General features: G+C 56.5%; 18 protein-coding genes. 10 read left to right on the top strand and 8 right to left on the bottom strand.

The window, feature by feature from the left end; genetic code table 11:
* The first annotated feature begins 18 nt into the window (after window positions 1–18).
* Genes AC4IBF_RS15890 through AC4IBF_RS15875 form a run of 4 tightly spaced genes read left to right on the top strand, consistent with a single transcriptional unit; the run spans window position 19 to window position 4,835 of the window.
* Window positions 19–1,521 (top strand): sugar ABC transporter ATP-binding protein, encoded by a 1,503-nt coding sequence (locus tag AC4IBF_RS15890; protein ID WP_127729989.1) that lies wholly within the window; start codon window positions 19–21, stop codon window positions 1,519–1,521.
* Window positions 1,518–2,513 carry an ABC transporter permease gene (locus AC4IBF_RS15885; RefSeq protein ID WP_115874471.1) on the top strand — a complete coding sequence of 332 codons (996 nt, stop codon included), beginning with the start codon at window positions 1,518–1,520 and terminating at the stop codon, window positions 2,511–2,513. Before AC4IBF_RS15890 ends, AC4IBF_RS15885 begins: the two co-directional genes overlap by 4 nt.
* 19 nt (window positions 2,514–2,532) lie before the next feature.
* Entirely contained in the window at window positions 2,533–3,597 is a 1,065-nt protein-coding gene (locus AC4IBF_RS15880; protein ID WP_048026943.1) for a sugar ABC transporter substrate-binding protein, read from the top strand.
* Window positions 3,594–4,835 carry an LVIVD repeat-containing protein gene (locus tag AC4IBF_RS15875; protein ID WP_491462945.1) on the top strand — a complete coding sequence of 414 codons (1,242 nt, stop codon included), beginning with the start codon at window positions 3,594–3,596 and terminating at the stop codon, window positions 4,833–4,835. The genes AC4IBF_RS15880 and AC4IBF_RS15875 overlap by 4 nt, the downstream gene beginning before the upstream one ends.
* Window positions 4,836–4,887: 52 nt before the next feature.
* Here AC4IBF_RS15875 and mtnK read toward each other — a convergent pair whose 3' ends face one another.
* Window positions 4,888–6,087 (bottom strand): S-methyl-5-thioribose kinase, encoded by a 1,200-nt coding sequence (gene mtnK, locus AC4IBF_RS15870; RefSeq protein WP_252092635.1) that lies wholly within the window; start codon window positions 6,085–6,087, stop codon window positions 4,888–4,890.
* A 104-nt stretch (window positions 6,088–6,191) separates the two neighbouring features.
* On the opposite strand from mtnK, the gene mtnA reads away from it, so the two are divergent.
* Entirely contained in the window at window positions 6,192–7,208 is a 1,017-nt protein-coding gene (gene mtnA, locus AC4IBF_RS15865) for an S-methyl-5-thioribose-1-phosphate isomerase (RefSeq protein WP_047173405.1), read from the top strand.
* 42 nt (window positions 7,209–7,250) lie between these two features.
* Window positions 7,251–7,721: an SRPBCC family protein gene (locus AC4IBF_RS15860; protein ID WP_252092636.1), complete on the top strand. Its 471-nt coding sequence runs from the start codon at window positions 7,251–7,253 to the stop codon at window positions 7,719–7,721.
* Between the two features lie 53 nt (window positions 7,722–7,774).
* Here the strand turns inward: AC4IBF_RS15860 and AC4IBF_RS15855 are convergent, their stop codons facing one another.
* The 3 genes from AC4IBF_RS15855 to AC4IBF_RS15845 are packed head-to-tail and all read right to left on the bottom strand — an operon-like array spanning window position 7,775 to window position 9,614.
* On the bottom strand, window positions 7,775–8,317 hold the full coding sequence (locus AC4IBF_RS15855; protein ID WP_023293046.1) for a 1,2-dihydroxy-3-keto-5-methylthiopentene dioxygenase: 543 nt from the start codon (window positions 8,315–8,317) through the stop codon (window positions 7,775–7,777).
* Window positions 8,314–9,003: an acireductone synthase gene (gene mtnC, locus AC4IBF_RS15850; protein WP_127730004.1), complete on the bottom strand. Its 690-nt coding sequence runs from the start codon at window positions 9,001–9,003 to the stop codon at window positions 8,314–8,316. The genes AC4IBF_RS15855 and mtnC overlap by 4 nt, the downstream gene beginning before the upstream one ends.
* A complete protein-coding gene (locus AC4IBF_RS15845; RefSeq protein ID WP_133293980.1) occupies window positions 9,000–9,614 on the bottom strand; it encodes a methylthioribulose 1-phosphate dehydratase in 615 nt (204 codons plus the stop codon). The genes mtnC and AC4IBF_RS15845 overlap by 4 nt, the downstream gene beginning before the upstream one ends.
* Before the next feature lie 122 nt (window positions 9,615–9,736).
* On the opposite strand from AC4IBF_RS15845, the gene AC4IBF_RS15840 reads away from it, so the two are divergent.
* Complete coding sequence (locus tag AC4IBF_RS15840; protein WP_136195342.1) at window positions 9,737–10,897, top strand: pyridoxal phosphate-dependent aminotransferase; 1,161 nt, start codon at window positions 9,737–9,739, stop codon at window positions 10,895–10,897.
* Here AC4IBF_RS15840 and AC4IBF_RS15835 read toward each other — a convergent pair whose 3' ends face one another.
* The 3 genes from AC4IBF_RS15835 to citR all read right to left on the bottom strand — a co-directional run bounded on the left by AC4IBF_RS15835 (window position 10,898) and on the right by citR (window position 13,802).
* Window positions 10,898–11,524 carry an IbrB-like domain-containing protein gene (locus tag AC4IBF_RS15835; protein WP_252092637.1) on the bottom strand — a complete coding sequence of 209 codons (627 nt, stop codon included), beginning with the start codon at window positions 11,522–11,524 and terminating at the stop codon, window positions 10,898–10,900.
* Window positions 11,509–12,732 carry a phosphoadenosine phosphosulfate reductase gene (locus tag AC4IBF_RS15830; RefSeq protein ID WP_491462944.1) on the bottom strand — a complete coding sequence of 408 codons (1,224 nt, stop codon included), beginning with the start codon at window positions 12,730–12,732 and terminating at the stop codon, window positions 11,509–11,511. Before AC4IBF_RS15830 ends, AC4IBF_RS15835 begins: the two co-directional genes overlap by 16 nt.
* Window positions 12,733–12,902: 170 nt before the next feature.
* On the bottom strand, window positions 12,903–13,802 hold the full coding sequence (gene citR, locus AC4IBF_RS15825; RefSeq protein WP_491462943.1) for a DNA-binding transcriptional repressor CitR: 900 nt from the start codon (window positions 13,800–13,802) through the stop codon (window positions 12,903–12,905).
* Between the two features lie 622 nt (window positions 13,803–14,424).
* Here citR and ahpC point away from each other — a divergent pair.
* Together ahpC and ahpF are read left to right on the top strand one after the other, a co-directional pair.
* Entirely contained in the window at window positions 14,425–14,988 is a 564-nt protein-coding gene (ahpC, locus tag AC4IBF_RS15820) for an alkyl hydroperoxide reductase subunit C (RefSeq protein WP_014882974.1), read from the top strand.
* A 126-nt stretch (window positions 14,989–15,114) separates the two neighbouring features.
* On the top strand, window positions 15,115–16,680 hold the full coding sequence (gene ahpF / locus AC4IBF_RS15815) for an alkyl hydroperoxide reductase subunit F (protein ID WP_325813227.1): 1,566 nt from the start codon (window positions 15,115–15,117) through the stop codon (window positions 16,678–16,680).
* Between the two features lie 61 nt (window positions 16,681–16,741).
* Here the strand turns inward: ahpF and uspG are convergent, their stop codons facing one another.
* Entirely contained in the window at window positions 16,742–17,170 is a 429-nt protein-coding gene (gene uspG / locus AC4IBF_RS15810; RefSeq protein WP_023310731.1) for a universal stress protein UspG, read from the bottom strand.
* Window positions 17,171–17,349: 179 nt separating this feature from the next.
* On the opposite strand from uspG, the gene AC4IBF_RS15805 reads away from it, so the two are divergent.
* A complete protein-coding gene (locus tag AC4IBF_RS15805) occupies window positions 17,350–18,588 on the top strand; it encodes a zinc-dependent alcohol dehydrogenase (protein WP_325848753.1) in 1,239 nt (412 codons plus the stop codon).
* The last annotated feature ends 6 nt before the right edge of the window (window positions 18,589–18,594 follow it).

The raw sequence follows: 18,594 nt of genomic DNA, 5'->3' as shown, positions 1-18,594 counted from the left end.
AATGAAGGATTTACGCGGATGGTTTCCAGTCGCCTTGAAATGCGCGGTATCAGCCTGGCCTTTTCCGGCTTTCAGGCGCTGTCGCGCGTGAATTTCACCTTATCCGGCGGCTCCGTACATGCGCTGACCGGCGCCAACGGCGCGGGAAAATCGACGCTGATGGCGGTGCTGTGCGGGACGCACGACCACTATGAGGGCGAGATCAGCATTAACAACCAGCCGGTAAACATCCGCGAACCGCTCGATGCCAAACGGCTGGGGATCCACCTTGTGCAGCAGGAGGTGGACGTGGCGCTGATCCCGGGGTTAAGCATCGCCGAGAACATCATGCTCGACCAGCTGGCGCAGCCGGGGCATCGCTTCAGCTGGCGCGCGATCCGTCAGCAGGCGAGACAGGCGCTGGCGCAGCTGGATGTTTCTCTGGACGTACGCCGTTCCATCGACAGCTGCACGCTTGCCGAAAAGCAGCAGATTTTGCTGGCGCGGGCGCTATCCCACCACTGCCGTTTTTTGATTCTTGATGAGCCCACCGCGCCGCTGGACGCACACGAGAGCGAGCGCCTGTTTGCGGTAGTCAGACGCTTAAAGCAGCAGGGCATCGGCGTGGTGTTTATCTCCCACCGCATTCACGAGCTGAAGGCCATCTGCGACACCCTGACGGTGCTGCGCGACGGCAAGCTGATTGAGTCCGGACCGATGGCCGATCTTAGCGGAGAAGCGATCGTCGAGAAGATGCTCGGCCACGTGCTGAGCGATATCTATCCGCCCGCGCGGCCACCGCACGGCGAAGAGACGCTCCTGCGGGTAGAAGGTCTGCACGACGACGCGCTGCTGAAAGATATCTCCCTGCACCTGCGCAAGGGCGAAATTCTTGGTATTGCCGGGCTGGCGGGGGCGGGAAAAACCGAACTCTGTAAGGCGCTGTTTGGCGCCAGCAAAAGCCGCGTGGCGCGCGGTGAGCTGAATCAACAGCCCTGGCAGCCGCGCGATCCGGCGGACTCGGTGCTGCGCGGGCTGGCGCTGGTGCCGGAAGAGCGGCGTAAAGAGGGTATTTTTATCGACGAGCCGGTGAGCATGAACCTTGCCGTGTGCGCTGATAACAGCTTCTCGCGCTGGAGCCTGTTCGGCCATCGTCAGGCGTGGCGCTGGGCGGAGGAGGTGATCGCCCGCGTCGGCGTTCGCGCGCGCGGTCCCGGGCAGGTTTTGCGACGTCTCTCCGGCGGTAACCAGCAGAAGGTGGCTATCGGCAAGTGGCTGCGCAATGACGCGAGCGTGCTGATCTTCGACGAGCCGACCAAAGGCGTGGACGTGAAGGCCAAAACCGATCTTTTCCAGCTGATTGACGGCCTGGCGCGCGAGGGCAAAGGGGTGATTTACGCCTCCGGCGAATTTGCCGAGCTGGTCGGGCTGTGCGACCGCATCTGCGTGCTGTGGGACGGGCGCATCGTGGCGGAAATCGCCGGGACCGAGGCCCGTGAAGAGACATTACTTTATTATTCAACCGGAGGAACGGCGTCGTGAGCAAGGCCCTTTCAGTAAACGCGACGGCGTCTGGCCGTCAGCAGATTTTCGATTTTCTCTACAGGTGGGGCATGTTGCTGACCGTCGTCGCGCTGGTGGCCGTCTTTGGCCTGGCGTCGGACAGCTTCCTCGATCCGAATAACATCATCAATATCCTGCGCTCGATTGCCATCGTGACGGTGATTGCCATAGGCGTGTCGATTTCGCTGACCATCGGCGGATTCGATCTCTCCGTGGGGTCTACCGCGTCGCTGGCGAACGCGCTGGTGATTTCCCTTTTCGTCTGGCACGGCTTCGGCACCACCGAGTCGATTCTGATTACCCTCGCGCTCTGCACGCTGGTGGGGCTGTTTAACGCCTTTCTGATCGTCATCCTGCGCATTCCGGACATGCTCGCGACGCTGGCCAGCCTGTTTGTGATCCAGGGCGTGGCGATGACCTACAGCTACGGCGGGTCGATTACCGAAAACATGGTGCTGCCGAGCGGCGATATGGCGGAAGGGACTATTCCGGCGACGTTCAGCCTGCTGGGACAGGTGCCGACCATCGTGATCGTCATGCTGGTGGTGACCGTGCTGGCACAGCTGGGGCTGTCGCTCACCACTCATGGACGCCGGATGTACGCCATTGGCGGTAACCCGGAAGCGGCGCGTCTCTCCGGCATTCGCACCACCCGCTACAAGGTGGCGGCCTACGTGATTGCCTCGCTGCTGGCGGGCCTGGGCGGGATTTTGCTGGCCTCGCGCATTGGCTCGTCGCAGGTGAACGCAGGCGGCGGATATCTGATGGATGCGGTGGCGGCGGCGTGGATTGGCTTCTCGCTGGCCGGGTCCGGCAAGCCGAACGCGCTGGGGACCCTGGTCGGGGCGGTTATTCTCGGCGTGCTGTCGAACGGGCTGGTGATGCTCTCCGTGCCGTATTACGCCATGGACATTATAAAAGGGCTGGTGCTCGCGGTAGCGCTGGCGATTACCTACATACAAAAACGCTGACAACACAACGGGATAAAAAATGAAAAAGATTGCACTCTCTTTGGTGGCATTAGGGTTATTCACCGCTCTGCCTGGCTTCGCGGCCACGCCTGCACCGCTTCCGGCGGCCATTGCCAACCATGACGGCCCGATCCGCATCGCGGTGATCCGTAACCTCGGCTCAGACGACAACACCACACAGTTTATTGCCGGGGCCATTCAGGAAGGGAAGAAGCTTGGCTTTAAGGTCAGCACCTTTTTAAGCAACGGGGACGACGCCAAATTCCAGGACTTCGTGAACCAGGCCATCAGCCAGAAGTACGACGGGATTATCCTGTCTCAGGGCCGCGATCCGTACTCCACCGCGCTGGTGAAGAAGGCGGTGGACGCCGGGATTAAGGTCGCGGTATTTGATACCGCCGTCAACGGCGAGATCCCGGGCGTGACCGTTACCCAGCAGGATGATGCCTCCCTGACGAACCTCTCCTTCGGCCAGCTGGCGAAAGATTTCAACGGCAAGGCCAATATCGTCAAGCTGTGGGTGGCGGGCTTCCCGCCGATGGAGCGTCGCCAGGCGGCCTATAAAGAGCTGCAAAAACAGTATCCGGACATTAAAGAGCTGGAGTCTATCGGTGCGGTCTCTTCCGACGTGCAGGGCGACACCGCCAACAAGGTGGGTGCAATCCTCGCGAAATACCCGAAAGGCAAAATCGATGCCATCTGGGGAACCTGGGACGCCTTCAGCCAGGGCGCGTATAAGGCGCTGAAAGAGAACGGCCGCACCGAGATTAAGCTCTACAGCATCGACATCTCTAACCAGGATCTGCAGCTGATGCGCGAGCCGGGCAGCCCGTGGAAGGTGAGCGTGGCGGTGGATCCGAAGCTGATTGGCGCGACCAACGTGCGTCTGGTGGCGAACAAGATTGCCGGGGAAGCGACGCCAGCGACCTACGATTTTAAGGCAGCCGCCATTCCTCAGGCGCTGCTGACCGCCCAGCCGGGCGCGGTGAACGTGGCGTCGCTGGGCAAAATCATTCCGGGCTGGGGCCAGACGGAAGATTTTATCGCGCCGTGGTTTGCGACGCTGGAAGCGAAAAATAAATGAGCGAGCTCCCTACGCCCGAATACAGCCGCAATATGCGGCTGATTGGCCATAGCGATCAGGGGGGGCGCCCGGACGGCGTGCAGCTGATGGTGCATCGCGGTTTCGCCTATATAGGCCATATGGTGTCGCAGGGCTTTTCGGTTGTCGACGTGCGCGACCCGAAAAACCCGAAAGCGGCAGGCTACGTGCCCGCGCCGCCCGGCACCTGGAACGTGCATCTGCAGGCGCATGATGACCTGCTGCTGGTCATCAACGCCCGGGATCTGTTTGCCGATGCCCGCTTTGCCGACGAGAAGGTCTACTACACCCGGCAGGTGGGCGAGACTGTCCGCGACGTGCAGGACAAAGGCTGGAGCGCCGGGCTGCGCGTGTTTGATATCTCCACGCCGGACAGGCCGCGCGAAATCGGTTTTCTGTCGCTGAGCGGTATCGGCATCCACCGCATCTGGTACGTCGGCGGACGCTGGGCGTACGTGTCGGCGCTGATCGACGGCTTTACCGACTACATCTTTTTGACGATCGACCTGGCCGACCCGCTTAAGCCTGAGGTGGCAGGGCGCTGGTGGCTGCCGGGGATGAACCAGGCTGAAGGTGAACAGCCGAACTGGCCGGAAGGGAAACGCTACGCGCTCCACCATGCGATTATTGCCGGCGATACCGCGTACGGCAGCTGGCGCGACGGCGGCCTGACGCTGCTGGACGTGAAGGATCGTACCCGTCCTAAGCTCATTAGCCACCGTAACTGGAGCCCGCCGTTTGGCGGCGGCACGCACACCGCGCTGCCGCTGCCCGACCGCGATCTGCTGGTGGTGCTGGACGAAGCGGTGCTCGATAACCAGGAAGACGGCGAGAAGCTGATCTGGCTGTTTGATATCCGCGAGCCGTCGAATCCGGTCAGTATTTCTACCTTTCCCCAGCCGGATGAAATCGACTACGTGGCGAAAGGGGCACATTTCGGGCCGCACAACCTGCACGAGAACCGGCCGGGGAGCTTCGTCAGCTCGACGCTGATTTTTGCGACGTATCAGAACGCGGGCGTGCGCGCGTATGACATTTCCAATCCGTATCGACCGGTTGAAACCGGTGCGCTGGTGCCTGCGGCACCGGAGAAAATGATGGATACTCGACCGAATCGCCCGCAGGTGATCCAGTCGTGTGATGTGTTTGTGGATGCGCAGGGAATTATCTACAGCACGGACTATAACGGCGGGCTGTCGGTGATTGAGTATTTGGGGTAAGCGCAGTTTGATGCCCTCACCCCGGCCCTCTCCCGCAGGGAGAGGGAGAAAATCAACTATACTGCCGCACCCGCGCCACCAGATCTTCCGCACTGTCGATGCGGTCGGCAATCACAATCAGCGCTTTACCGAGCGTTATCGCGTGGCGCAGGCATTCGTGTCGCATGGCCTCGTCCTGAATGGTGTCGATATCTGCGACGTGGGAAAGCCCGACGCTGCGGCGAATGAGTTCGGTGCCGCAGAAGCCGATGGCGTCATGCCAGACCTTTTTCAGAAACGCAGAGGCGTAACCCGGCGCGCCGAGCGCGGCGTCGCGCGTTTTCTCGTGTGCCAGCGCCAGGAAGCGTTCCGCGAAGGTGTTCCACAGCTCCTGAATATCGGTCAGGCGCTGCTCGCGCGCGGCGGCGGCATCGCGAATGCCCAGGTGCCCCGGCAGGCCGCAGAAGTTCAGCAGCAGGTTGCCGATGGCGGTACCGACGTCAAAGCCAATCGGGCCAAAGTAGCCAAACTCGGCGTCGATGGCCTTCAGGCTGCCGTGCGCCACAAAAATCGACCCGCTGTGAATATCGCCGTGCAGGAGCGCTTCGGCGTGCGAGAAGAAGCGGTGCTTCAGGGAGGCCACGGCCATTTTCAGCTGAGCGTCGTTGCGCAGCGCCGCGACGTCATTTTCCAGCTCGGCCGGGTAGCTGTTGCGCTCGTGGATCTGGTACGGATCGTTGAAGAACAGATCTTCGGTGATCTCGCACATCTCCGGGTTGATGAATTTCGCCACCTGCGCTTTCTTCTCGTGCGGGTGCAGGTAGAAATCGCTGGTGTAGAACAGCGCGTGCGCGAGGTATTCACCCAGCTGACGCGCCGCCAGCGGGTAATAATTATTTTTGATCAGCTCGCCGCGCCAGATGCGATGGCTGGAGAGATCTTCCATCACCATCACCGCCAGCTCCGGATCGAAGTGGTGGATTTTCACGGTGTGCTGCGGGCTGTGCCGGTAGTGCTCGACCAGGGTTTGCGCCTCCAGACGGGCGCGGTCCAGCGTCAGCGGCCAGGACTCGCCGACGCAGCGCACGTAGGGTAGCGCCTGCTTAACGACGATGCGGCTCACGCCCGCGCTGTCGAAAATTTTAAAGACCAGATTGAGGTTGCCGTCGCCAATCTCCTGCGCCTCTACCAGCGATGAAGGATCGTCAAGTCCGCCAAACTGCCTGGCATACTCCACGGCATCCTGAGCGGTAAAGGTACGGTATTGCGACATGGCCTGCTCCTCACGAGTTTTTAAATTAAGACATGTAGACGTCTATACATCTGGATTTCATCCTGACACAATGTGCTACAACAACGCAACAGGGAATTAACGACATGCAGACATTACAGACGACCAGCCTGCGGGTGGCGAATAATCAGCTCTTTATTCTCGACCAGCAGGCCCTCCCGCAGGAGAAACGCTGGCTGGATGCCTCGACCGTAGAGGCGCTGGTTGGGCATATCCACGCCCTGCGCGTGCGCGGCGCGCCGCTGATTGGTCTCTCTGCAAGCCTGCTGCTGGCGCTGCTGGCGGAAAACGGCAAAAACCGTGACGAGCTGGCGATTGCGCTGGAAACCCTGCGCGCGTCCCGCCCGACGGCGGTGAACCTGATGAACAATCTCGACCGCATGAAGATTGCGCTGTGGCAGGAAGAGTATGTTCCGGCGCTGGTGTCGGAGGCGCTGCGCCTGATTGATGAAGATAAACGACTCTGTGATGCCATTGCGAAAGCGGGCAGCGCGCTGGTGAAGCCCGGCAGCCGCCTGCTGACCCACTGCAACACCGGCGGACTGGCAACGGCGGGGGTCGGTACGGCGCTTGGGGTCATTGCTCGCGCGCACCAGGAAGGCAACGTCAGCAACGTCTGGGTCGATGAAACCCGCCCGCTGCTGCAGGGCGGTAGATTGACCGCGTGGGAGCTTGGCGAGCTGGGTGTGCCGTATCAGCTGATTACCGATTCCATGGCCGCCAGCCTGATGGCGAAAGGGCAGGTAGACGCCGTGTGGGTGGGCGCAGACCGCATTGCGGCTAACGGCGACGTGGCGAACAAAATCGGCACCTACTCCCTGGCGGTGCTGGCAAAATTCCACGGCATTCCGTTCTATGTGGCCGCGCCGCAAACGACCCTCGACCCGGAATGCCCGAACGGCGACGCGATCCCGATTGAGCAGCGTGCCGCCAGCGAGGTGACGGGCGTCGCCGGAAGCTTTGGCGCGGTTCAGTGGGCGCCGGAAAACGCGCAGGTCTACAACCCGGCGTTTGACGTTACGCCAGCCTCGCTGATTAGCGGCTGGGTGCTGGATACGGGCGTGGTCACGCCGGAAGAGGTTGCGGAAGGGAAATTTGCCTGAGTCCGGCTATCCTTTAAGGGGCTCCCTTAAGAGGACAACATCGTGACGCTCGATCCTGAAACTGACTTAAAACTGGAGCGCGTGGTGGATGCACCGCGCGACCTGCTTTGGCTCTGCTGGACTACGCCGGAACACATCAAAAACTTCTTCATTCCTGCTCCCCATAAGGTGACCGAATGCGATCTCGACCTGCGCGTGGGCGGGCGGTTCAACACCGTGTTTGAGGTGGACGGTCAGCGGATGGATAACCGGGGCGTCTTCCTGGAAATCGATCCCGGTAAAAAGCTGGTCTTTACCGACGGCTATACCGAAGGCTGGAAACCGGCCGAGAAGCCGTTTATGACGGCGATTTTATTGTTGGAAGATGTCGGGGAGGGGAAAACCCGCTATACGGCGATTGCGCGTCATCCGACGAAGGAGATCCGCGAGCAGCATGAAAAGATGGGCTTCCACGAAGGATGGGGGATTGTGCTGGATCAGCTGGTGGGATATGTGAAGGGATTGAAGGTGTAACGCGCGCGGATGCCCTCACCCTTACCCTCTCCCACAGGGAGAGGGAGAAAAGATCATGCCAGGCGTGGATACGCATCCGCGATGGCATCACCGGTAAACTGGGCCACCCAGCCTTCCGGGTTATCGAAAATACGAATGGCGGTAAAGTTCGGCTCTGAGCCCATATCAAACCAGTGCGGCGTGCCCGCGGGGACGGAGATCAGGTCGTTTTTCTCGCACAGCACCTGATACACCTCATCGCCAATGTGCAGGCAGAACAGCCCCGCGCCTTCCACGAAAAAGCGTACCTCGTCTTCGCCGTGGGTGTGTTCGTTCAGGAACTTCGCGCGTAGCGCATCTTTCTGCGGATTGTCTGCGCGCAGGCTGATCACGTCCCAGCTCTGGTAACCCTTCTCTGCCACCAGTTTGTCGATCGCATGTTGATACGCCTCGATCACTGCTTCAGGGGCGGGATCGTGTCCTAAATCGCGATCCGCAGCCCAGCGTTCAAACCGAACGCCTTTCGCGTTGAGCTGTTGGGCAATCTCGGCGGCGTCGGTGCTGTGCCACTGGTGTTGACTGGCGTCTTTGTCGGAATAAATGGTCAATGCGCTCATGAAGGGATCTGCTCCGGGTTAATCTCGTCAAACTGGTGGACCTGATGGTGGTGGCTTGCGCCGTCATCATCACCGCGAATCAGCTGCAAGGTACGAAAACCTGCCTGTTCAGCCGCATCCAGCTCCTGATGAATATCGGACAGGAACAGGATCTGCGACGGGGCAATGCCCGTTTGCGCCGCGATGTTCTGATAAGACTGCACCTCGCGCTTGGCGCCGATGTGGGTATCGAAATAGCCGCTGAACAGATGAGTAATATCACCTTCGTCGCTGTAGCCAAATAACAGTTTCTGCGCGGCGACGGAACCAGAGGAATAAACATAGAGATCAATACCTTGCGCTTTCCACTTTTCCAGCGCAGGCAGCACGTCCGGGTAGAGGTGGCCGGTAAAGTCGCCGTTAACGTAGCCGTCGTGCCAGATGATCCCCTGCAGGGCTTTGAGCGCGGTCGATTTGCGGTCTTCGTCCATAAAGGCAAACAGAGCGTCGATAAGTTCGCCGACGCTGGCGTGCGGGTTATCGATTTCATCACGCAGGTTGTCCAGAATGGATTTGACCGGCTCGGCGTACTGCTGCGCGGTCACGAAGGCCGCCAGCCGCTCACGCGCGTAGGGGAACAAAACGTCATGGACAAAACGAATATCGCTGGTGGTCCCTTCAATATCCGTCACAATCGCGCGAATCATATTCTCTCCAGTTGTCGTAAACGCATTTCGCATTCAAATAAGAATTCTAGCCCTTCCAGATGACGGCGGGCCTCGGCCACGTCGCGTCCCCAGCAGGTTAAGCCATGACCGCGCAGAAGAAAACCATAATTAAGCGGGCGTTCCTCTGCGTAATGGGCGATTCGGGAGGCGAGGGCGTCGATATCCTGGTCGTTATCAAAGATCGGGATAGCCACCGTGTCCATATGCGTGGTCTGCCCGGTGAGGGATTTTTGCATCTCAAAGCCGCTGATGTTGAGCTCGGCTTCTTTGACCAGACGGGACAGCACCGTGGCGTTAACCGTGTGAACGTGAAGGACGGCGTTGGCTTCAGGAAACAGACGATAGATAAGGGTGTGCAGCCCGGTCTCCGCCGACGGTTTACGACCGGACGGGGCGCGATTGGTGGCAATCTCGACCTGCAGGAAGTCATCGGTGGTGAGGCTGCCTTTGTCCTTTCCGGATTCGCTGAGCCAGCACAGATGTTCGTCCTGACGCACCGACATATTGCCGCCGGTGGCGGGCGCCCAGCCTTTGGCGCCAATCCAGCGGCAGGCGTCGACAAGATGTGTAAGTTGCAGGTTGTCTGTCATTTCCTTTTACCCTCGCGGCCAGGAATATTCATATGGTTTAGACGTCTAAGCGTCTTGATTGCCAAAGACTAACATCGTGTTATAGTGGCAGCAACATAAGTATTACAAGCAGGCACAACACAATGAGCAATAACGCATTGATTCCGCAGAGTAAACTTCCCAATCTCGGTACCACCATCTTTACGCAGATGAGCGCTCTGGCGCAGCAGCACAACGCCATTAACCTTTCTCAGGGCTTTCCGGATTTCGACGGCCCGCCCTATCTGCAGGAGCGCCTGGCGTACCACGTGGCGCAGGGGGCGAATCAGTATGCGCCGATGACGGGTGTGCAGGCGCTGCGGGAAGCCATTGCGGATAAAACGGCGGAACTGTATGGCCATAAGCCCGATGCGAACAGCGACATTACGGTGACGGCAGGGGCGACCGAAGCGCTGTATGCGGCCATCACCGCGCTGGTGCGTACGGGCGATGAAGTCATCTGCTTTGATCCGAGCTACGACAGCTATGCGCCTGCGGTTGAACTCTCCGGCGGCGTGGTGAAGCGCGTGGCGCTCCAGCCGCCGCATTTTCGCCCTGACTGGCAGGCGTTTGCTGCGCTGCTGAGCGACAAAACCCGCCTGGTGATCCTGAATACCCCGCACAATCCGTCGGCGACGGTGTGGCAAAAAGCCGATTTTGCTGCGCTGTGGCAGGCTATCGCCGAACGGGAAATTTACGTCCTGAGCGATGAAGTCTACGAGCACATCTGCTTTGCTGAGGAAGGGCATGCCAGCGTGCTGGCCCATCCGCAGCTTCGCGAGCGTGCTATCGCCGTCTCTTCGTTTGGTAAGACCTACCATATGACCGGCTGGAAGGTAGGGTACTGCGTGGCCCCGGCGGCCATCAGCGCTGAGCTGCGCAAAGTGCATCAGTACCTGACGTTTGCCGTGAACACGCCGGCTCAGCTGGCGCTGGCGGATATGCTGCGCGCTGAGCCCGCGCATTACCGCGAGCTGCCGCACTTCTATCGTGAACGTCGGGATCTGTTTGTGACGGCATTAAGCAAAAGCCGTCTGGAAATTTTGCCCTCAGAAGGGACCTATTTCCTGCTCGCCGACTACAGCGCGATTTCCGATCTGGACGACGTGAGTTTCTGCCAGTGGCTGACGAAAGAGGTCGGCGTGGCCGCCATTCCGCTGTCGGTGTTCTGCGCCGATCCCTTCCCGCATAAGCTGATCCGTCTTTGCTTTGCGAAGCAGGAATCGACGCTGCTGGCGGCGGCAGAGCGTCTTAACACGCTCTGATTATTTCACCGTCCAGGCTTCTGAGTAACGGCGGTCTGCAAACAGCTCCAGCAGACCGTTGATTTGCTTGAGGCGCAAGACTTCATCGCCGTCCATTCCCAGCTCCTTGCCTATTCTCTCATCATTCCAGCCAAGCAGCGCCAGCTCGCGAACGATCTCCGACATGGCGTTAATCTGGTGTCGACCCCGCGCCCGGTTGTGACGAATAGTGGCAGCCATACGGTCATGTTTATCCTGTCGGTCCTGGCGCAGGCAGGTGACGGGGAGATACCCCTTGAGCTGATGCTTCAACGCCGCCCGATTTTTACCGATTTCATGGCGATGAAAACCATCCACAATTTCGTAGTGTTGCGGTTCACTTTCTGTCACAACGATAGGTTGGGTGAATCCATCGAGTTCCAGCGACTTACTGAGCAGCCGTTTTTCTGGTGGAGCAACGTTATTGGGGTTGTAATCGTTAGCGGTAATAGCGTCCTGTTTGATCCAGAGGACGCAGTCTATCGGTTGCTCACGAAACGGACTGTGTTGATGGATCGCCTCACGAAAAGCATTTATTGCGTTAATGCGGTCCTCTTCGGGAAGTGACTGAAGGTACGTTTCTATCTCGTTGATTAGTCTTTGTCGCATAATATGCCCCACTCCTTGCGTTTCGCCTTCACTCTGTCGCTGTAGCGCTGATAATGTTTGGGTTTGTTTGGGCTGAACGATAGCGCCCTGCACCAGTAGTCGTTATTAAGGAGAACCTTACAAATACGGCGCCATGAGGGAATGTCTTTGGCTCCGATATCATCGTCCTGAGTATCGGGAATATCCTCCAGGCCTTTCTTCTGATACCAGTGCAGATAAATGGCGATTTTATTGCGGTAATGCTCAGCCGTATTTTGCGGCATGCTGTCGAGGAGCAGCATGGCATATTCCCGCCAGCACAGATGTTCGGGTTTCAGAATTTTTCGATGACCATAAAAATGGTTATCGTGTCCGGCGTACATCCCTCCGCTGCGCGCGCCGCTCACGCGCTCGCACATTGCCGCCCAGCGATCGGGCTCAACAACGTGGTAGAGCCATAATCCCTGGCGCTGCTCCGGGCCAAAAGGTTCACAAATACGCATGTAGCGTAGCGGCACGCCGGCCTGAAACATCAGGTCATAGAGCGGGTTATAGCAACATCCCGATTTGGCGAACCAGGTCCATATATCGGCGGTTTTCCAGTCGTAGAGGGGATAGATATACCAGGCATGTCCTCCCGGTGCGACGGTAGTCCAGGGTTTATCGTCGGCAAACCGCTGCTTACGCGCCGATGCAATAGCCAGGAAACGGTTGTAAGACTCATCGGCGCGGATGCCAATCAGTACCGCCGCCGGGCGATTGAGAGAGAACCAGTCGCAGAAACTGCGGACAAAGGTTTCAAACGTCATGCCAGGCTGGTAGAAAGGAAAATAAGCGGGATCGGTTATCGCATCGTCAGGAGGCTGGCGGACCCATTGGGTACCGGGTTCCCAGCATTGCCATTCCGGCTGGAATTGCGACAGTGAATTTTGCGTTGTCAGGGGAAGCGCGACCCACCAGAAATGATCGATGACATCGCTGTACAATTCACGCATATGTTGCACATGGTTAATGGTATGGGAAAACTGCGCCTCCCAGTCAATAAAGAGCACATCTATTTTGACTTTCATCTGTCGCGCCTGTTGGGCAACCAGATGCAGCATGACGGTGGAGTCTTTTCCACCTGAAAAAGAAACACAGGTTCTGGGAAAATTTTCGAGAGTCCATTTTATTCGCTCCCGAGCAGCAGTAAGAACATCCTGGTTTAAAGGGTATTTATAAATTGACATGCTTATTCTCATCCTGAGGAATAAATACCAGACTGTAGCTTCAATACTAAAGAGAGGATTATATCAGTCAACAATTAAATGGATATATGACGGTCATGTCGCGTAGTTCTATAACGGTGGTGTATGTTTTGCAGTATGTTTCCCATTTGGTGCGAAAACTACATCAATATTCACGGTGATGATATTTCTCCAATAAAACTGGCGAATGCCGAGCTATTGAGTGCAGAACGATTATACATCATGTAAATATCAATGCTGGGGAAATGAATGTCTGTTTCCACTTTGCGCAGGTTGAGGGCGGGCCCATATTGTTCGAAGGCCGACGTGGGTACTAAACCTAAGAGATCGGATGAACCGATCATCGACAGAAGGGATATAAAAGAGTCGCTACGATAGACGATATTTCTTTCGAATAACAGGTTATCGGCCTTGTTCTGATAGCCTTTGAAGCTGTTCTCACCGTTCAGGCAGGCGGCGAAGTTTTCATTCAGAATTTCTTCACGTGTAGGATTTTCACCGAGACGGGGGTGACCCTCCCGACAAACGAGAACGAAAGGAAGTTTATGGTAGAGGCTACAGGCGACAGAATGACTGTTAGAAGAGGAATACGAGAATATCAAGTCCGCCCTTCTGTAGGCCAGGAGATCTTCCGCTGAATCAGGAGAAAGAAAAACATCATGTAATTCAATCGAATAGTTATGGTTGTTCATGAGCAGTTTTATAGGATCAAGGGTTGCTTTCGTACTCATAAAATGCGGGCAATAAATGACAAAATTCTTCTTCAACCCGCTGCTGTGCATGATATTGATAGTCTGCTCTAGCTGGTTCAGGTTCTGTTCCAGATGATGATGCAAATTGACGCCGACGGTCGTGGGTGTGATCCCTTTTCCGGAACGGATAAACAGAGGATCGTTAAGTTGTCCTCTCAGGCGTTGCAGTGACTGGCTCACGGCAGAGGGCGTGATATACAGCGTCTCGGCGGCTTTACTGATACTAAGGTGTTGGTAAATACACTCAAAAATGACTAACAGATTAAGATCGAATTTTTTAAGATCATAGAGGTTTGCCATGTTCCGTCCTGAGATGCTGCGTTTGCTTTGGTTATCATATAACTGATAACAATAGTTTGAAGCTAACCATTAACAATCCGTTCGGTTAACTTTCGTAGTTTTAAATTAAAATCATCTTAATATATCACGGTGCCAGATTATTGAAATAGCGCTTCGAAGGCGATTAGGATAATTTTATCCTCGAGTAGGGAGTAAACGTATTAAATGACAATTGTCACTTATATATTGTGATGGTTTTATAATAAAAATAAATTTATAACGCTCCGCAATGATGTTCGACATAGCCTATCACAGCCATAGGCAGGAATGCCTCTCTTATGGATTGCTCAATCCCTGCGCGGGTGGTGTAATCAAACGGCTGTTACCGCCTTGATATAAAGGGTTGTAGAGCGCAACGCAACGCCAGTTTCGGCTGGCACTGAATGTACCTGCGGGGAATTCAGGTATCAGGGCCGCCCGTTGAGGCGGCCTTTTTACTTTCAGGCTTTCCTGTAAAAGGTTCACCTTGTTGTCTTGTCGACGTTGTAAGGTTTGGCTGATTGATTTGATAAAGCATACGCATTAGCCCCGATGAATAAAGTTGGTTACATTACATCTCAACGAAAACACGGAGGAAGTACAGATGTCTTTGATTAATACCAAAATTAAACCTTTCAAAAACCAGGCGTTCAAAAACGGTGAGTTCATCGAAGTTACCGAGAAAGATACCGAAGGCCGCTGGAGCGTCTTCTTCTTCTATCCGGCTGACTTTACCTTCGTTTGCCCGACTGAACTGGGCGACGTGGCAGACCATTACGAAGAACTGCAGAAGCTGGGCGTAGACGTTTACTCTGTCTCTACCGATACCCACTTCACCCACAAAGCATGGCACAGCAGCTCTGAAACCATCGCGAAAATCAAATACGCGATGATTGGCGACCCGACTGGCGCCCTGACCCGTAACTTCGACAACATGCGTGAAGATGAAGGCCTGGCTGACCGCGCCACCTTCGTTGTTGATCCGCAGGGCATTATCCAGGCTATCGAAGTTACCGCTGAAGGTATCGGCCGTGATGCTTCTGACCTGCTGCGTAAAGTGAAAGCCGCTCAGTACGTGGCTTCTCACCCAGGCGAAGTGTGCCCGGCAAAATGGAAAGAAGGCGAAGCAACGCTGGCTCCATCCTTAGATCTGGTTGGTAAAATCTAAGTTTTGCCCATTCAGTAATCAATGGGCGCACCGCGCCCATTTCATTCCAGCACCATGATGCAAGTTGCATTCAGGCCGCCCGTATAAGGCAGCTTGCATGATGACGTCTTAAGAGAGGGAAGAACAATGCTCGACACAAACATGAAAACCCAGCTCAAGGCCTACCTTGAGAAACTGACCAAACCCGTTGAGCTGATTGCTACGCTTGACGACAGCGCCAAATCGGCAGAGATCAAGGAACTGCTGGCGGAGATCGCCGAGCTGTCGCCGAAAGTGACCTTCAAAGAAGACAACGCGCTGCCGGTCCGTAAGCCCTCTTTCCTGATTACCAACCCAGGCTCCGACCAGGGACCGCGCTTTGCAGGCTCGCCGCTGGGCCACGAATTTACTTCACTGGTGCTGGCGCTGCTGTGGACCGGTGGTCATCCGTCAAAAGAAGCGCAGGCGCTGCTGGAGCAGATCCGCGATATCGACGGCGATTTTGAGTTTGAAACCTATTACTCGCTCTCCTGCCACAACTGCCCGGACGTGGTGCAGGCGCTGAACCTGATGTCGGTCCTGAATCCGCGCATCAAGCACACGGCAATTGACGGCGGTACCTTCCAGAATGAAATCACCGATCGCAACGTGATGGGCGTTCCGGCGGTCTACATGAACGGCAAAGAGTTCGGCCAGGGGCGCATGACGCTGACCGAAATCGTTGCTAAAGTGGATACCGGTGCTGAAAAACGTGCGGCGGAAGCGCTGAACAAACGCGATGCCTACGACGTGCTGATCGTCGGTTCTGGCCCTGCCGGCGCGGCGGCAGCGGTGTACTCCGCGCGTAAAGGTATTCGTACCGGCCTGATGGGCGAACGCTTTGGTGGCCAGGTGCTCGATACCGTGGACATCGAAAACTACATCTCCGTGCCGAAGACCGAAGGCCAGAAGCTGGCGGGTGCGCTGAAGGCGCACGTCAGCGACTATGACGTGGACGTGATCGACAGCCAGAGCGCCAGCAAGCTGGTTCCGGCCGCAGTAGAGGGTGGTTTACACCAGATTGAAACCGCGTCCGGCGCGGTGCTGAAAGCGCGCAGCATTATCATTGCCACCGGTGCGAAATGGCGCAACATGAACGTCCCCGGCGAAGATCAGTACCGCACCAAAGGCGTGACCTACTGTCCGCACTGCGACGGCCCGCTGTTTAAAGGTAAACGCGTGGCGGTGATCGGCGGCGGTAACTCCGGCGTGGAAGCGGCTATCGACCTGGCGGGGATTGTTGAGCACGTTACCCTTCTGGAGTTCGCTCCAGAGATGAAGGCCGACCAGGTTCTGCAGGATAAAGTTCGCAGCCTGAAAAACGTCGACATCGTACTGAACGCGCAGACGACGGAAGTGAAGGGCGACGGCAGCAAAGTGACCGGTCTGGAATATCGCGACCGCGTGAGCGGCGACGTGCACAGCGTTCAGCTGTCAGGGATCTTCGTGCAGATTGGTCTGCTGCCAAATACCACCTGGCTGGAAGGCTCGATTGAGCGCAACCGCATGGGCGAGATCATCATTGATGCGAAGTGTGAAACCAGCGTGAAAGGCGTGTTTGCGGCGGGCGACTGCACCACCGTGCCGTACAAACAGATCATTATCGCCACGGGCGAAGGGGCGAAGGCGTCTCTGAGTTCATTTGACTATCTTATTCGCACCAAAACCGCATAAGAAAAGAAAGTAAGGCTACACCTGCAATAGCGAGAGGCCACCGAAAGGTGGCCTCTTTTTTTTATCTGACGACCATCACCGGTATATGGGTGTGGCGGATGACGCTGGAGGCGTTAGAGCCCAGCAGATGCGTGGTAATGGAAGGGTTGCGCGAACCGATGACCACCACGTCTGCCTTCAGTTCGTTCGCCAGTTCGTTTACCGCATCGCGAACGCTGCCGAATCTGACGTGCGTTTTGATTCGTGAAGGGTCGATGCTGAAGTGGCTGACCATGGTTTGCAGGCGCGTTTCCGCCTCGTGCTGCAGATGCTCTTCGAAGCGACGCACGTCGGCAGCAAAGCGGTGCAGGCTCAGGCTGGCGGAACCCGGCAGTACGTGTAAAAGATGGATAACACCGTCCTGCTGCGCCAGGAACTCCGCATGGCGAACGGCCTTGTCGCTCAGCTCCATCTCAAAAACGTCAACCGGCATAATAATTCTCTGATACATACCCGTTTCTCCTTGTTTATAATGCTGTACTCATTCAACCATAAAATAGGAATGGTTTTTGTAAGCGCCCCGTCAGTTTTCTTATCTCACCAGGATAAATCTCAAAAGCCCCGTATTCACGGGCAGATCTTCAGGTGTAGCTACCCTTATACACTTACCTGAAGCCTTTCGGAGGTCGCATGAAAGCACTTACGTATCACGGTCCGCACCATGTTCGCGTCGAGAATGTCCCCGATCCCATCATCGAACAGCCTGACGATATCATTCTGCGCGTTACGGCCACGGCTATATGCGGCTCCGATTTGCATCTTTATCGCGGAAAGATCCCGAAGGTGCAGCACGGCGACATTTTTGGCCATGAGTTTATGGGGGAAATCGTCGAGTGCGGCGCAGAGGTGAAGAATTTGCAAAAAGGCGATCGCGTGGTGATCCCCTTTGTCATCGCCTGCGGAGACTGTTTCTTCTGTCGTCTGCAGCAATACGCGGCCTGTGAGAATACCAATGCCGGGCAGGGTGCCGCGCTGAACAAAAAGCAAATTCCCGCACCGGCCGCGCTGTTTGGCTATAGCCATCTCTACGGCGGCTTGCCGGGGGGGCAGGCGGAATATGTCCGCGTGCCAAAAGGCAACGTCGGGCCGTTTAAGGTCCCGCAGCTTCTTTCCGATGATAAAGCATTATTCCTTTCCGATATTTTGCCTACGGCCTGGCAGGCGGCAAAAAATGCGCAGATTGAAAAAGGCTCAAGCGTAGCGGTTTTCGGTGCCGGGCCGGTGGGGCTACTGACCATTGCCTGCGCGCGACTGCTGGGGGCTGAGCAGATCTTTGTTATCGATCATCATCCGTACCGGTTGCGATTTGCAGAGGCGCGTTACGGCGCAATCCCTATCAACTTTGATGATGATAACGACGCGGCGGAAAAAATCATCGAACAGACCGCGGGCCATCGCGGCGTTGACGCCGTGATTGATGCAGTCGGGTTTGAAGCGAAAGGTAGCACCACTGAAACGATCCTCAGCAATCTTAAAATTGAAGGTAGTAGCGGCAAAGCGTTGCGTCAGTGCATTGCTGCCGTACGGCGCGGTGGGGTGGTCAGCGTACCCGGCGTGTACGCTGGGTTTATTCATGGCTTCCTGTTTGGCGATGCCTTCGATAAGGGGCTGACGTTTAAGATGGGCCAGACGCACGTCCATGCCTGGCTGGGTGAACTGTTACCGCTGATCGAAAAAGGGCTGCTTACCCCGGAAGAGATCGTGACCCATTATCTTCCCCTTGCGGATGCGGAACGCGCCTATAAGGTATTCGAAAAACGGGAGGAAGAGTGCCGGAAGGTGATTCTGGTCCCTGGTGCGGAAACGCCCGAGGCCGCAGAGCAGAAAGTTAAGGGCCTGGTAAATGCTTTCCCGGGTGGGGTTGCATGAGTTCTC

Source organism: Enterobacter sp. Taxon_8, assembly GCF_058354585.1.
The sequence above is the reverse complement of the archived record's forward strand: the minus strand, read 5'-3'. Positions and strand labels throughout refer to the sequence as shown.